Source organism: Parvimonas sp. D9 (assembly GCF_035282565.1).
GTDB lineage: Bacteria > Bacillota > Clostridia > Tissierellales > Peptoniphilaceae > Parvimonas > Parvimonas micra.
In genome coordinates this window covers 90,265-106,100 of the sequence record NZ_JAYKBM010000004.1, presented here as the reverse complement: position 1 = coordinate 106,100, position 15,836 = coordinate 90,265, and the positions used below count along the sequence as shown (strand labels likewise).

Sequence of the window (15,836 nt, the reverse complement as noted above, 5' to 3'; positions counted from 1 at the left end):
TGAAAAATCTTCTATATTTTCATAGACAAACAGTTTTAATTTATCCCAACAGTAAAAAATTCGATTTCTTTAAAATGTCAAATTTTAATTAAAGTAGAAATAAATTCCAACTATTAATGCTACCAACAAAATTCCCCAAAAGATATTTTTTTTCCTATATTCTTTATCTTCATATTCATCTGAAGCTTTTTCTCCAGCTTTTTCAAACCATTTCAATATTTCACTAGGAATTGCAGTCCTACCGACTTCTCTTTTTTCTCCATCTTTATATGCAAAGAAATGTTGTTTTCCATCAATCATTTCATAGGAATAACTTTCGTTTCTATAACCACTTCCACATTTAGAAAAATCAGTTTTTGATGCAGAAACAATATTTTTTTCTGTAAATGCCATTAGATTATTTATATCTAAACTATCAACTATTTTCTTAGATGTTTTTAAATCAAAATTATACTTATCCTTTACATATTTTACAGCCTCAATTTTTCTATTTTCTTTTATTAAAGCATATAAATTGTCATCAGATATTTCAGAAGTATCTAAATTTTTATTGTCAGAAAAATCTTCTTCAAATAAGCCAAGATTTTTTCCTTCAAAATATTCCACTTTTTCAGTTAAATTATCAACTGTTTCTTTTGCTCTTTTAAAATCCATATCATATTTATTTCTAATATACTTTACGGCTTCTATTTTTCTTTTTTGTTTTAATAAATCATATAATTCTTCGTCCATTATTCACTCCAATGTAATCTATGCAAATTTCCAAACTTTTCAAGTTCTGAAAAATCTTGTTGTCTTAATGCTTCATACAAAACTATTGCTACCGAATTTGATAAATTTAGGGAACGAATTTCTCCCCACATCGGTATTCTTACACAATGCTCCTCATTTTTAACTAAAATTTCTTCCGGTATTCCTTTACTCTCTTTTCCGAACATTATATAATCATTTGGAGAATACTCTACCTTATCGTAGGTTTTTTTTGCCTTTGTAGTTGAAAAATAGATATTTGCATTCGGATTTTTTTCGTAAAAATCTTCAATATTTTCATAGACAAAAAGTTTTAACTTATCCCAATAATCAAGACCCGATCTCTTCACCATTTTATCATCAAGTGAAAAACCCAAAGGTTTTATCAAATGTAATTTAGTGTCGGTTGCGACACAAGTTCTTCCAATAGCCCCAGTATTGAAAGGAATTTCCGGTTCCAACAAAACTATATTAAACAAAATCTCTCTCCTTTAATTTTCTCTATCTATAAACATAATAAATACACAAATAATAAGCGAAAAAGCACTTAACAAAATAGTTTTTAATCCTAAGATATTGCTAAATTTACTTCCTATAATCGCTCCGATAATAAAACATAATATAACTCCAAAATACATTAAACTATATTCTAAAAATTTTTTATTTTTTGTATAAAAATACTCTGCTAAATTATGAGTCCCACCTCTTAAATTTCCAATACACATTGTTGTAGAAAAATCTATGCCACAAAGTTTTTTAAAACTTTGAACTTGTATTCCACAGGCGAAAGATGTCATTGCATTTGCAAGTGCATTCATATTTTCAGGAATAAATGCCACACAAATAAGCAAAAGTATTTCAAATATAACAGCATTTTGTCGCCAATGTAATTTAAAATTACCTTTTTTTCTAAATAAATCCGATAAAAAAATCCCAAAAGTAAAAAAAGATATTGGAAAAGCATATTTTAAACACATTTCCCAATTTCCTTGAGAAGCATGAACTCCTAATAACAACATATTTCCAGTTTGTGCATTCGCAAAAACTTCTCCTCTTAAAAGATATGAATATGCATCCATAAGCCCCCCGCTTAATGCTAAAAAAATTGCAACTTCAACGGATTCGGACATTTGCATTGCCTTTTTCATATACAAAACTCCTTTTAAAACATTCCCAAAATAGTATATACCAAAAAAAAACTTTTTACAAGTTTTATATTTTGATACATTTAATAAACTTTTTACACAAAAAAAGAATGGCTGATAAAATCAACCATTCTATAAAAAAATTTCATCAAGCTAAAAGTGTCAGGAATTTTGCAACTCCAATTCCGAAAAACGTTCCGGTAATAACTCCGATTAATGCCATTAATACAGCTATCGGCACCAATGATTGTGAATATGCCGCAGCAAGTACAGGTGAAGAAGCTACTCCGCCTATGTTTGAAAGAGAAGCTATACCACAAGTGAATAAATCAAGTTTGAATACTTTTCCGATTATAGCCATTAAAACTCCATGAATTATAAGAATTACAAAACCTGCTAAAATATATGCCGGAGCTTGAGTAAGTTCCATAAAGTTTGCATTTGATGCGATTAAGCCTATTAGCATATATAATAGTACATTTGAAACTTCAGGAGATCCTGGAATTCTTGCAAGTGGTGTCATTGCAAAAATAACTCCTAAAATTGTAGTTATGATTATTGTCCAACCCGTTGCTCCCATAAATGCAAGTGCAGGAACTTTTACCAATTCATTTCCCATTATTGTTGTAACTGCTGTAACTCCAAGTGCAACACTCAATAAGAAAAATATATCTTGGAAAGTTATCTCTTTACTTATTGTTGAAAATTTTGCAGTTAAATGTTCATTTATATTATCAATTTTTGATGTGTCCGCCTTTGTCCACTTGTTAAACTTGTTTGCAAATGGAACTAAGAATAATAAGAACATTATCCATATTGAATAGTCTATTGAGTCAATCAATAGTGTATAACCCATTCCTGAGCCTTCAAGTCCTACTGCTTGTTGTACCGCAACCATATTTTGTGTTCCTCCAACCCAACTTCCTGCTAGTGCTCCAAAAGTCAAAGGTGCATTGGATGCAAGACTTCCTTTGAAGATAAGAAATGCCACAACAAAACCAATCATTATAGTAAATGTTGCAGTAAAGAATGAAATTATCATTCTAGGACCTAATTTTGCTATATCTCTAAGGTCAGCCCTTAATAGCATTAAAAATATCATTGACGGCAATATTGCATCTTTTAAAACACTTCTGGCTTTAGATACACTTTCCACATTCATATCCCATACGCCCAATGTAGATAAAATCATAGCGCCGAAATAAATTATAACCAACGCAGGAATATATTTAAAAAATATTCCATTTTTAAACTTCTTTTCCAAGTAAATAACTATACCTGAAACAAAAAATAACAGAGCAATAAATTGAAATCCATCTGTAATCATAAAAAACCCTCCTAAAATATATTTTCAATAAGAAAAAACAAAAAACATTTTTGATAGTTATTTCTTATTTATTTTATTTTACCATTATAGGCAATCGTTGTCAATATATTTGATAGTAAATATCTATATTTATATTATTATATGATAATTCAACTCTTTTATAATACTTTATATCAAATAAAATTCAGAAAACCTTGTTGTTTAACAACAAAAAAATGATTAGACCTTAATCTAACCATTAAAAAACTATTTACTTAAACATAGTATAATTGATGTTTCATAATCTCCATTAGGATATTCAAATGGATTTATTAAATCTTTAAATCCTAGTTTATGATAAAAATTAATTATTTTATCATTATTAAATTTCTTAGTGGATAATAAAATTTTATCTCCTTCAAAATTTTCAATTAGACATTTCATCAATTTTTTCCCATATCCTTTACCTTGATATTTTTCAATAACTGCCAATTCATTAAGTTCAAAAGTGCCTTTATACCAATCAATTCCACTTGGTAACTGTGAATCCACTTGCATTGCCCACCAATTTTCTTTTAAAAAATCAAAGCCATATACAAAACCGATTAACTTTTCATTTTCAAAAGCTCCAACAATTTTTATATTATTTTTTAAACTATCGTCAATTCTGGTAATTAAAAAATTAGCAGAAAAATCATCAGTTTTAAAAACTTCTTTGTATATATCGGAAATTTCTCTTTTATATTTTTCAATTTCTTCTAAAGTTAATAATTTAATCATAAGACCCCCTAACAATTCTAAAAGTATTCTTTATTTTTTAATTATTTTGGCAAATTTTTTGTAATTCGTTAAATGTATCAAATAATTTATTTTCACTTACGAGTACATTTATAACATCCCCATTTATTATTGTAGTTTCCCCATTTGGTATTATTTCTTCGACTCCTCTGTCAATATTTATAATTAACATTCCCTTTGGAAATTCTACTTCTTTTATTTTCTTATTTTCTATCTCACTTCCAATCTCAACAACTATACTCATAGTCATTTTTTCTCCATCTTTTGAAGTAGCAATATGTTCTCTTTCCATTAATCTTTCTAAAAGATATTCGTAAATAGGTAGTGATTTTAAATAATTCGGTATGGAATAAGTTATAAGACAAACTATTGAAAGAGGCAATAAATAGGAAAGATTACCAGTCATTTCAAAGATTAAAATTATTGAAGTAAGCGGTGCTCTAACTATTGCAGTCAAATATCCTGCCATTCCAAGAATAATAAAACTATTTATATAAATCGGGTCTATAATTTTCCCAAAAATTGTTCCAACAGTTGCTCCTAAAACTAATATCGGAAAGAAAATTCCACCAGGAACTCCTGAACTGAAACAAATTATTGAAAATAATAATTTTACTATAAAAAGTAAAATTAACATATAAATTGGAAAATCAACAGTTTGTAACTCTTTCATCAAAAAGCCGCCACCACCTAATAAATTAGGTGTAAATATTAAAATTACTATAGGTAGTAAAAAATATGGAATCAATTTAAATTCTTTTTTTAGGTTTAATCCATCTTGAATTTTCATAAAAAATTCCATTAAAAATATATAGAGAACTCCTAAAACGGATAATACAACTGCAAATAAAATCAAAGTCCAATAATTTACCAACGGTAATTTTTCAGCCATACTAAAATTAAAAACCGTTTCTGTTCCATACAATATTTTTGAAACCAAATCAGCAGTTATTGTAGCTGCCATACAAACTACCAACAGTTTTTTACTAATGTGGCGATGTACTTCTTCAACTGCAAATAAAATTCCTGCAACAGGAGCATTAAATGCGGCAGCAAGTCCGGCACTTGCTCCACAAGTTATCAAAAACTTTTCAACAGTTTTATTTTTCTTTAGTTTTCTTGAAACTAATTTTCCACTCATTGCTCCAATTTGAATTGATGGACCTTCGCGACCAACTGAAAAACCTGCCAAAGCGGTTAAAGCTCCTCCAAAAATTTTTGCCAATAAAACTCTTACTGGATTAGGATTGATATATCCCTTTATTTCCGCTTCAACTTGTGGTATTCCTGAACCCCCACAAAATCTTGACATACTCTTAATCTTTGTAACTAAAAAAGAAATGAATATAAGTGCTATAAAGATAATCGGATAAATATAAAAATGACTTCTACTTATATTTACGATTCCTCCTATAATTCCTTCTATCCCATGAATAATATAACGATAGAAACTTGAAAGTCCTCCTGCAGCTATCCCAACCAAAATTCCATAAAAAAGTAATTTCAAATCTTCTTTTCTATGATTATTACTAACATTTTCTAAACTTTTCATAAAAACTCCTAAAAATAAATATCTTACAATTATTTTATCACAAAAATAACAATAAAAAAAGTTTTGACAACAATCAAAACTTTATCTAAATATTTCTTCTAACTCACTATTAGTAATTTCTCGATACTCTCCAAGTTTAAGACTATCGTCTAAATTCAAATTTCCAATGCACACTCTTTTTAATTCGACAACTTCATTTTCCACATATTCCAACATTCTTTTTACTTGATGAAATTTTCCTTCGGAAATTGTAAGGTTAATTTCTTTTTCTGAAATTTTTTCAACCGTTGCATTTTCTGTTGTAAAATCTTCTTTTTCAAAGTAAATTCCATTTTCAAGTTTTTCGATTTGTTCACTTATAATTTCATCTCTTAAAGTTACAAAATATTTTTTATTTACTTTTTTCTTTGGATTTGTTACATTGTAGGAAAATTTGCCGTCATTTGTTAAAATCAAAAATCCTGTCGTATCTATGTCAAGTCGTCCAACTGGAAATAATTCCATATTGGAGTATGGAAATTCAAGTAAGTCTAAAACCGTAGGAAGTTTCCTATCAAATGTTGCACTGATATAGTCTTTTGGCTTATTCAACATCAAATAAGTAAATTCCTTATAGATTACAATTTCATCATCAAACCAAACCTCATCTTTTTCAATGTCAACCTGTGTATTTGAATTCTTCTCAAACTTTCCATTCAGCTTAACTCGACAAGTTTTCAAATATTTCTTTATCTCACTTCTTGAACCAATTCCCATATGACAAAGAAATCTATCAATTCTAATCTTCATTTTATCTTGAAATTAGCTTATTGCTATCAATAATATTTTTATATTTTAATGAATATTTTTCAAAAAGACCATTTACAAAAGCCTCTCTGAGTTCGTGATATACAGAAGCTTCCATATCAAATTCATTAAAATATTGTTTGTGAATATCATTATATAGTACGAATTCCAATTCGTTTTCTTCTTCTCTAATTACAGAAATTGAAACATCACAAGGTAGTCCGTCAAGTAAAATGTCCATTAGTAATTCATAAGCATCTTGTAGGGATGAAATTTCATATTTCGGAAAAGTCGTTCCATATTCAAAAGCAACTTTTTTAATATCTTCAAGCGAAATTCCTTTGTCTAAAAGTTTTTTTATAACATAGGCAAATCTTATTTCAACATTTGAAACTGCTGTATGTAACCATCCATGAATATTACTTTGATCGATTACTTCTTCTAAGTCTTCTGAAATCAATGCAGGAAATAGACTTTCTGCTTCATCTCTTTCTTCTTTATTTAAAAATTTTTCTTCTACTGCAAAAGTCAATTTTTGTGCAATTAAAATCTTATCATACATCCAAAAATGTATCGGTGCTAAAAACGCGCTCATTATTTTCTTCTCCTTCTCAAATCTTTGTTTATAGACAATAACAACACTGCTAAAACTATCAATCCACAACCTATAATTTTAAAAATTGTCATAGATTCATTAAGGAAGAATATACCCAAAATTACACTTGTTATTGGTTCAAATGTACACAAAATTGAAGCTGTTGTGGCTCCACAATACTTAACTCCAAGTTGCAAAAATGCATTTCCAAAAATTGAAGTTAAAAATGAAATTAAAATTGTAAGTCCCCAAGCCATTGGCGTAAGTGCAAAAGTAAGTTGTCCACTAACTTTACCAAGCACAAAAAGTCCTACGATATTAAATAAACTTATGTAGAGAGTACATTTGAACGGGTCCATATGTTTAAAACCGCTTTTATCCAAATATACTAAAAATAAACTATAAGTTATGCCTGATAACGCAGCTAAAAATATCCCTAAAGCACTTCCTCCGGTAACTTCATCGACTAACAGTACAATTCCTATCATTGAAAAAATAAGTGCAGATAATTTTTTTAAAGTAATTTTTTCTTTAAAAAATAAGATGCAAATAAAATAAACAACACAAGGATAGATGAAATGTATAGTAGTTGCCATTCCAACAGAAATGTAATTATATGATGCATAAAGTGCTGTTGTGGTAATTCCTATACCTAAAAAAGAAAGTACAATAAAATGGAAAAATTCTCTTTTAGTAATCTTCATAGGAGTGTGATTTTTTCTCATTCCTGCATACAAAAACGGTAGTCCCAATAACGCTCTTAAAAATGTAAGAGTAATGGCATTGTTCCCTCCGTCATATGTAAGTTTTGCAAGAATTGGCGTAAAGCCGAAAACAAATGCAGAAATAATTGTAAAGATAATACCCTTAATAAAATTCATAACTACCTCCTAACTTTATATTTTCTTAAAAAAATATTTCAGATACAACTTCGTCGTTTCGACCCCATTTTATCATCAATTCAGTATAATTATCGTCTAAATATAAATCAAATATCTTATCTATGCTATAACTCTTTCCATCAGCATTTTTAAACTCATCAATTCCCATCCAAAAGAGTTTTCCTTCAACATTGTTTTCAATTAATTCTCCAGAAAAATCTTCTGTATAATATAAAAATCCCAATTCTCTTTTGTCATTAATTTCATCAATCCAGCTGACAGTTCCTTTTAATTTTAAATTTTCTACAGTTAATCCAGTTTCTTCAAAAACTTCTCTAACGCAAGAATCATATAAGACTTCCCCTTTTTCAACATGTCCTCCAACAAAGGTAAGTCCCTCCCAGCCATATTTTTTTACTTTATCCAAAATTAAAATTTTATTATTATCTCTATCATAAATCATACACATGTTTTGTAAAATAGTTTCCATAAATCCTCCAATAATGTTATGGTAAATAATCATCACGATATTATTATATCATTTAATACATTGAACATACAATACACAACTTTATCGAGATAGTAAAAAGTTGAAAATTATTAAACTATTGATAATATATCAAAAGTTAAGAACAGATCTACTTCTTAAGATAACATATAAATAGCTTTTCTTTACAAAAAAATCCGACCTTAAAGTCGGATTTTTTTCATATCTTAAAACCTTCTATGGTAAAATTGTTTCAACTACTTCAAAAACTGTTTTGAAAAATCTTCCAATTCTTCTAACAAATCCCACCTTTGAATAGTCTTCTTTAGCTACCAAGTCAACAGTCGCAATCACTTCTTTAGAATTCTTGATTTTTATTTCTCCAACCTTATCCCCTTTTTTCAATGGCAATTTAACATCATCTACAGTTACTTCAGTTTCGTAATTTATACCTTTCATTGAAGCTCTTTCAAGATTTTCTTTAGGAACTAATTCAATAAAACCTTGACTTGCTGATTTTGTTTCAACTTTTTTTACAAATTTTTCGGAATCTATAATTTTTCTGGTTTCTATATTTTGTTTTGCATAATTGAGCATATCTTTCATATATTGAGCTCTGTCAGCTTTAGTTTTTGCACCCATCAAAACGGAAATTACTCTAAACTCAGTTTCACCTTTTTTTATTTTCATAGTAGAAACTAAACAGTATCCGGCTTCGTCAGTATGTCCTGTCTTTAAACCGTCAACTCCTTCAACTTGTCCAACTAGAGGAATCGTGCTCTCTTTTTTGAAGTTTCTTGAAGGTTGTTCTAAAACTGTAGTCTTTGCATATTCTAAAACTTCAGGATATTTTTCAATTATTGCCTTTGAAAGAGTAAATATATCTCTTGTTGACATTTTATTATCCTGACCGTTTTTAGTAAGTCCTGAGGCATTTGTAAAAGTTGCATTTTGAAGTCCAAGCTCCTTTGCTTTTTCATTCATCATCGTTACAAATTTACTTTCACTTTCAGCAACAACCTCTGCAAGTGCAACTGCTGAATCATTTCCGGAAACGACCATAAGTCCATCAAGCAAATCTTTAATGCTGATTTGTTCTCCTGCCTTCAAATTTAAACTTGAACCTTCTTCTCTGCTTGCATTTATAGATACTTTAACTTTATCTTCCATTTTAAGCTTTCCTTCAGCTATTTTTTCTTTAACTAAATAATAAGTCATAAGTTTTGAAATACTTGCTATTGATAAAGGTTCATCTATATTTTCTGCAACAAACAAAGCTCCTGATTTTGCATCTCCGATTAAGGATGCAGTAGTTTTCTTTTCAATTCCAAATATTGCATAAGACTTTGCAGTTCCGACAAAACAAATCGAAAAAATTAACGCTAAACTAAGTAATGCTCTCTTAAATTTCATAATACTCCCCTATTTTCTTATTTCATCTAAACCCATATATTTTCTTAAAACATATGGAATTTCTATACTTCCATCTTCTCTTTGATAGTTTTCCAAAACAGCCGCAAAAGTTCTACCAACAGCTAAACCTGAACCGTTTAGTGTATGAACAAATTTAACTTTACCGTCTGTATCTCTATACCTAATATTTGCGCGTCTAGCTTGGAAATCTTCAAAGTTTGAGCAAGAAGAAATTTCTACATATCTTCCATAACTTGGCATCCAAACTTCTATATCATAAGTCTTTGCACTTGTAAAACCAATATCTCCAGTACATAAACAAACTACTCTGTATGGAATTTCTAAGAGTTTTAAAATTTCCTCAGCATCATTTGTAAGTTTTTCCAATTCATCATAACTATTTTCAGGATTTACAAATTTAACCATTTCAACTTTATCAAATTGATGATTTCTGATTAACCCTCTTGTATCTCTACCTGCAGAACCCGCTTCTTGTCTAAAACAATAAGTAAAAGCTGTATAGTAAGTTGGAAGTTTTTCAAATTCTAAAATTTCATTTGCTAAAAGATTAGTAACAGGAACTTCAGCAGTTGGTGCTAAAAACATATCTTTTGAAGGAACATGGAACATATCATCTTCAAATTTAGGTAATTGTCCTGTTCCATACATTGAATTTCTATTAATCAAAACAGGAACTCCCACTTCTTCATAGCCTTGATTACTATGTAAATCAAGCATAAAGTTTATTAATGCTCTTTCAAGTTTTGCACCCAAACCTTTAAATACTGAAAATCTTGACCCAGATATTTTAACTGCTCTTTCAAAATCTAAAATATCTAAATCTACACCTAAATCCCAATGAGCTTTAACTTCAAAATCAAATTTTTTAGGTTCTAAAAATTTTCTGATTTCAACATTATCTTCATCACTTTTTCCAATTGGAATATCTTTGTTTGGAGTATTAGGAATACTTAAAAGCTCTTTTCTAATTTCTTCATCCAAATCTTTTACTTTAACGTCAAGTTCTTTTATTTCATCTGAAAGTGCTTTCATTTCCTTAAAAAGATCTGAAACATCTACTCCATCTTTTTTTAATTTTGGAACTTGTTTTGAAACTTCATTTTGTCTCGCTTTTTTATTTTCAACTTCAAAAATTATTTCTCTTCTCTTTTCATCAAGCTCCAGAACTTTATCAATATTATAATTTCCAAATCTTGAATTTAAACTTTCGATAACTTCTTCTTTGTTAGTTCTAATTCTCTTTATATCTAGCATAATTAAACCTCTTTCTTTTCAAACTCTTCTGCCGGATTTTTTAAGGAATATCCTTTTTTTGTCAGTCTCGCTTCTATATATTCCTTTAATGTTGTATATATGACAACAAAAACCGGTACGGAAAGTAAAAATCCTATAATTCCAAATAAACTACCTCCCAGTACAAGTGCAAAAATAACCCAAAATGAACTTATTCCTAAACTCTTTCCTGAAACTCTAGGAGATATTACATTTGCATCTATCATCGAAACAATCACTACGATTATCATAAACCATAAAACTGTATTAAAAGTTGAAGTGAAAAGCAATACTATTGCTATCGGTATAGCTCCAAGATAACAGCCAAACCATGGTATTAAGTTTGTAAAACCGAGTATAAATGCAAACAAAAGTGCATAATCAATCTTCATAAATAACAAAATTATATAAAAAGTTATTCCGACAATTATTGCCCCAATTCCTTTAGCTAAAAGATATGATTTTAAAGTATAGTCAAATCTTTTTACAATTTTAAAAGTAATTCTATTTGCTTTTTCAGGAAAAACAGCTATCATAAATTTTTTTAAAATTCTTGAAAAATTTTCTTTATCATACAACAAATATCCTGATATTATTATAGCTAAAATTATATTTAAAAACAAGGATACTACTCTAGTTGCAAAGGTAGCAACCCAAGGAATCATATCTGTTAAGAATGTTGTTGAAAAAGTTGCAAATTCAGTTAATTTACCATTGATAAAAGATCTAATTTCAGAGCTTAACTCAACGTTTTGCAACATATATTTTGCTTTTTCCACTCCCATATCTATAAATATCGGAGTCCTATCTACAAACATCTTTATATTTGAATAAAATTGTGGAATAATATATTTTAAAAGTAAAATTATAAATGTAAAAAATATAAAATAAGTTATAATTATTGCCGACATTCTAATATATTTATATTTTATCTTTTTAAAAAACTCAAATCTTAAAAAACAATTTTCAAAAAATTTTACAAAAAAGTTTAAAATATAAGCTATTGCCCCGCCTACTATAAAGGGCATCAAAACATATCTTATATTCGCAGTATATGAAATTATGGATTTCATATTGGAAAATATAAAATAACAAAGTATTGAAATAGTAAATATCAAGATACCCGTTATAACATTTACTGTATTCTTTTGTTCCCAATTAAATTTCATAACTACCTCCTATAATTTTATATTTTTGCTAATTTTTTCTCTTAAATCAGAAGGTGGAAAAGCAAAAAACTTAAAATTCCCTCTAATTCTACTTGCAACTCTGGAATCATAGTATTCAGCTAAGTCATATTCAGAGAGATTTGAAGTTATTACAGTATTTAAACCCTTTTCAAATCTATAATCTAAAAGAGAGCTTAAAAAACTATTATTATTTTTATTAGAAATTTCATTTCCAAGGTCGTCAATCACTAAAAAATTTACATTTCTTACAAAATCAATCCTATCCTGTAATTCCTTTTTATCTCTATAAAAGCTGTAACTATAATTTGCCATAAGTTCAAAAAATTCTGTAGCAGTTATAAAACAAGCTCTTTTTCCCTTATCCAAGAGATAATTTACCATTGCTGAAGCAGAATATGTCTTACCTGCACCGCTTTTACCATAAAAGAATAATCCATAGTCATTAATTTTAAGATTATCACAATAGTTTTTAGAGAAATTTACAAGTTTTTCCATATATTCTCTGGAATTTACAAGTCTATTAACATGTTCAAAATTGCCTTCAAATAGAGAAAAATCAAAATTAGAAAAATTTTGTTCTCTTTTCTTATTTGAAAATCCGCTCTCTAAAACTCTATCATCAACTAAATCTTTCATTATACAATTACAAACGGAGCCATTATAATATCCTGTATCTTTACATTTTTCACAAACATAATATTTATTCAAATATTCTTTTGAAAATCCGTTTTTTAAAAGTAGTTCATCAATACTTTTTTCAATTTTTTCAAATTCTACTCTATCTTTTGAACAATCCAAATTTAAAAGTGTGGACTTCATAATTTTAGTTGCTAATTCATTTTTCTTCGATATTAAATTTTCTATATTTTCAATGGAGGAATAAATTTTATTTTTTCTTTCCTCTTTAATTTTTTCTCTTAACAAAGGTCTTTTACCAAGACTTTTTAAAACTAACTCTTCTAAATTCATAATTAATACCTATCGAGCAATTCTAATGTTGCTGAATTATCATCATTTTTCATTTTTTCTCTTTTTTCTTCTTCTGTTAATATATGTTCTTTTTCTATATATTTTTTAGTATTTTTACTATATCTTTTAATTTTATTTTTGTCTTTATTTTCAAGAAAATATTTCAAATCTTCAACATTGGAAATATTATTATCTCTTTTCCAAGCTCTTAAAATCCCGATAACATACTGTACGGACATGCTTTTTCCTGTGTCTTTTGCATATTCATAAGCCTTATAAACTAATGCCATTTCATGTCCCGTTTCTTCAATATGTGAAATAATTTCATTTATTTCATAAGGCTTTAAACTTAAACCTGTAATTTTTTCAATTTTTTTGAAGTATTCTTTATTGTCAATCATCGGTTTTTCTTTTTCTTCTTCTGTATTATCGTCGTAAACTCCTCCTGCATAGAGTGCAAAATTATTTACAAATTCAATCTTATTAACATTCCCTTTATCATCCAGAGTATAATCTAAAAGTTGATTATTTTTCCAATATTTTAGTGCATTCATAACCTGAACTTCAGAAAATTTAAGCTCTTCTGCTATGAATTTTATCGACAATTCACTTTTATAAGATCCAAAAAGTCTTTTATATAAAAATAAATATACTTTTAAGGAAATTTCATCAACTATCGATAAGTAGTTATCCAAAAACATATTTTCAATAGGAGTTACTCCGGGTTGAATTATTGACTTTTTAAAACTTATTTCCACTCCTATCCCACCTTTCTAAAAATTTTAATCTATCTAATTTCATCGTGAAAATTTTGGAATAAATTATATCGTTTTTTTCTTCAAAATATTCCTTCGCTTCTTCATACCTCTTTAATTTTTGCATTTTTTGAACTTCAAAATCTCCAAGAAATTCGCTTATTTTTTCAAAGCCGATTTTTTCATATAGATGTATCGCTCTTTGATTAAAAGCATTTACATTTAGCCAAATTGAATACTTGTCAAAATTTTCAAAATAATATTCTAAAAACAGTCTAAGCGATTTAAAACCGTATCCTTTTGAACAAAACTTTTCATCTAAACATAAAGACAGTTCAAAATTACTGTTTAAAAAACTTATCCTACTGATAGAAATATATCCTATTAAAATATCCTTAAAAAAAATCGCAAAATAATTATTCTTTTTTGACTTTATTCTCTTTTCCCAATTTTTAATCTCCAATTCAGTCAAAAAACAAAGATTATAATCGGTTAGTAATATATCATCATAAGGGGAAAAATTTTTGAAGTACTTAAAATAACTCTTTTCAAATTTTTTAATCTTAATATCATCATCTTCAATTAAAAAATTATCCATTAAAAAGCTCCTTGTCTCTTTCAGTTTGAAGATCTACAAATCTTGTACACTCCTTAATAAAGTTAAGTTCAACACTTCCTGTTTCTCCGTTTCTATGTTTTGCTATAATCAATTCTATTTGGTTTTTAACTTCCGCTTCTTCATTTTGGTAATCTTCTCTATAAAGTAAAATTACAACGTCAGCATCCTGTTCAATTGCTCCTGATTCTCTTAGGTCACTAAGTTTTGGCTTTCTACCACTTTTTTCGCTATCACGAGATAACTGACTCAATGCCAAAATAGGAACGTCCAACTCTTTAGCCAATGCTTTTAAATTTCTTGAAATAGTAGATATTTCTTGTTGTCTATTTTCATTTCTGCCTTCAGAAGTCATAAGTTGTAAATAGTCTATCATAATAAAATCAAGACCGCTATCAGCCTTAAGTCTTCTACATTTACTCCTAAGCTCCGTTATAGAAATTCCTGCAGTATCATCCATATAAATTGAATTTCCGGCTATAATAGAACTCGCTTCAAAGATATCTTCCCATTCAGTTATATCTCCGCTAATTAATTGTTTTAAATTAACTAGTGAAAGAGAGCTTAACATTCTTTGTGCCAATTGCGTTTTACTCATTTCCAAAGAAAATATTGCAACTTTACTTCCACTTTTTGCAGCATTTAAGGCAATATTTACAGCCAAAGCTGTTTTCCCTACAGACGGTCTTGCAGCAAGTAAAATCAAATCTTTTCTTTGCATTCCAAGCAGAATTCTGTCCAAATCTGAAAAACCTGTAGGAATTCCGGTTATCGAACCTTTGTTTTTACTTCTATCATCAAGTATCTCGATAAGCTCTGTAAGAGTATCTTTTATATGTGTAAGTCCTGTTCTATTTTCGTTTTGTGATAATTCAAAAATTTGTCCTTCAATAGACTCTAAAACTTTGTCATAATCTTCATTTTTGTATGCTCTATCTTTTATATTGTCAAGAATAAAAAGTAAATTTCTCGTATCTGATTTATCCTTTACAATCTTACAATAATTTTCAATATTTGAAGGAAAAGCAACGGCATTTACAATTTCAACAACTCCAACAATACCGTTATTAGATTCCGTATCAAAGCCCATTGCTTCCATTTTATTAATTACTGTAATCGGATCCACGTTCGTATTTTCTCTTGATAATTCCAAGATTGCACTGAATATATCTTTATGCCAACCTAAATAAAAATCTTTTCTTTTTAATTTTTCAAAAACATATTCTCTTTTATTTGGCTCTGTAATCATTATCGACAAGACGCATTTTTCAGCTTCCAAGTCGTAAATATTATGCATAAA

The 15,836-nt window shown here is 28.3% G+C and carries 17 protein-coding genes; all 17 read right to left on the bottom strand.

Features of this window, described 5'->3' with window-relative positions:
• Positions 1-84 precede the first annotated feature (84 nt).
• Positions 85-732, bottom strand: a complete 648-nt coding sequence (locus VJI94_RS05340; protein ID WP_324008628.1) for a hypothetical protein — start codon at positions 730-732, stop codon at positions 85-87.
• Positions 732-1,229 (bottom strand): tRNA (uridine(34)/cytosine(34)/5-carboxymethylaminomethyluridine(34)-2'-O)-methyltransferase TrmL, encoded by a 498-nt coding sequence (gene trmL, locus VJI94_RS05335; protein WP_278554686.1) that lies wholly within the window; start codon positions 1,227-1,229, stop codon positions 732-734. Before trmL ends, VJI94_RS05340 begins: the two co-directional genes overlap by 1 nt.
• 12 nt (positions 1,230-1,241) lie before the next feature.
• Complete coding sequence (locus VJI94_RS05330; RefSeq protein WP_324008626.1) at positions 1,242-1,898, bottom strand: YoaK family protein; 657 nt, start codon at positions 1,896-1,898, stop codon at positions 1,242-1,244.
• Between the two features lie 145 nt (positions 1,899-2,043).
• Positions 2,044-3,222, bottom strand: coding sequence for a DUF819 domain-containing protein (locus VJI94_RS05325; RefSeq protein ID WP_324008624.1), 1,179 nt, complete (start codon positions 3,220-3,222; stop codon positions 2,044-2,046).
• A gap of 246 nt (positions 3,223-3,468) precedes the next feature.
• Positions 3,469-3,981, bottom strand: a complete 513-nt coding sequence (locus VJI94_RS05320) for a GNAT family N-acetyltransferase (RefSeq protein WP_324008623.1) — start codon at positions 3,979-3,981, stop codon at positions 3,469-3,471.
• Positions 3,982-4,018: 37 nt separating this feature from the next.
• Positions 4,019-5,551 carry a ClC family H(+)/Cl(-) exchange transporter gene (locus VJI94_RS05315; protein WP_324008621.1) on the bottom strand — a complete coding sequence of 511 codons (1,533 nt, stop codon included), beginning with the start codon at positions 5,549-5,551 and terminating at the stop codon, positions 4,019-4,021.
• An 81-nt stretch (positions 5,552-5,632) separates the two neighbouring features.
• Positions 5,633-6,340, bottom strand: coding sequence for a pseudouridine synthase (locus VJI94_RS05310; RefSeq protein WP_324008619.1), 708 nt, complete (start codon positions 6,338-6,340; stop codon positions 5,633-5,635).
• Position 6,341: 1 nt separating this feature from the next.
• On the bottom strand, positions 6,342-6,932 hold the full coding sequence (locus tag VJI94_RS05305) for a hypothetical protein (RefSeq protein WP_150262826.1): 591 nt from the start codon (positions 6,930-6,932) through the stop codon (positions 6,342-6,344).
• Entirely contained in the window at positions 6,932-7,813 is an 882-nt protein-coding gene (locus tag VJI94_RS05300; protein ID WP_004831857.1) for a DMT family transporter, read from the bottom strand. The genes VJI94_RS05305 and VJI94_RS05300 overlap by 1 nt, the downstream gene beginning before the upstream one ends.
• A gap of 25 nt (positions 7,814-7,838) precedes the next feature.
• On the bottom strand, positions 7,839-8,303 hold the full coding sequence (locus VJI94_RS05295) for an 8-oxo-dGTP diphosphatase (protein WP_324008615.1): 465 nt from the start codon (positions 8,301-8,303) through the stop codon (positions 7,839-7,841).
• A gap of 234 nt (positions 8,304-8,537) precedes the next feature.
• Entirely contained in the window at positions 8,538-9,713 is a 1,176-nt protein-coding gene (locus tag VJI94_RS05290; protein ID WP_324008614.1) for a D-alanyl-D-alanine carboxypeptidase family protein, read from the bottom strand.
• A gap of 9 nt (positions 9,714-9,722) precedes the next feature.
• Positions 9,723-10,988, bottom strand: a complete 1,266-nt coding sequence (serS, locus tag VJI94_RS05285) for a serine--tRNA ligase (protein WP_324008612.1) — start codon at positions 10,986-10,988, stop codon at positions 9,723-9,725.
• 2 nt (positions 10,989-10,990) lie between these two features.
• Positions 10,991-12,175, bottom strand: coding sequence for an AI-2E family transporter (locus VJI94_RS05280; RefSeq protein WP_324008610.1), 1,185 nt, complete (start codon positions 12,173-12,175; stop codon positions 10,991-10,993).
• 9 nt (positions 12,176-12,184) lie between these two features.
• Positions 12,185-13,165, bottom strand: coding sequence for an ATP-binding protein (locus tag VJI94_RS05275; protein WP_324008609.1), 981 nt, complete (start codon positions 13,163-13,165; stop codon positions 12,185-12,187).
• A 2-nt stretch (positions 13,166-13,167) separates the two neighbouring features.
• The gene (locus VJI94_RS05270) at positions 13,168-13,923 is read right to left on the bottom strand and encodes a DnaD domain-containing protein (protein ID WP_324008607.1); all 756 of its coding nucleotides are present in this window, start codon (positions 13,921-13,923) and stop codon (positions 13,168-13,170) included.
• Positions 13,907-14,518, bottom strand: coding sequence for a GNAT family N-acetyltransferase (locus VJI94_RS05265; RefSeq protein WP_324008605.1), 612 nt, complete (start codon positions 14,516-14,518; stop codon positions 13,907-13,909). Before VJI94_RS05265 ends, VJI94_RS05270 begins: the two co-directional genes overlap by 17 nt.
• Positions 14,511-15,833 carry a replicative DNA helicase gene (dnaB, locus tag VJI94_RS05260; RefSeq protein WP_324008604.1) on the bottom strand — a complete coding sequence of 441 codons (1,323 nt, stop codon included), beginning with the start codon at positions 15,831-15,833 and terminating at the stop codon, positions 14,511-14,513. Before dnaB ends, VJI94_RS05265 begins: the two co-directional genes overlap by 8 nt.
• Between the last annotated feature and the right edge of the window lie 3 nt (positions 15,834-15,836).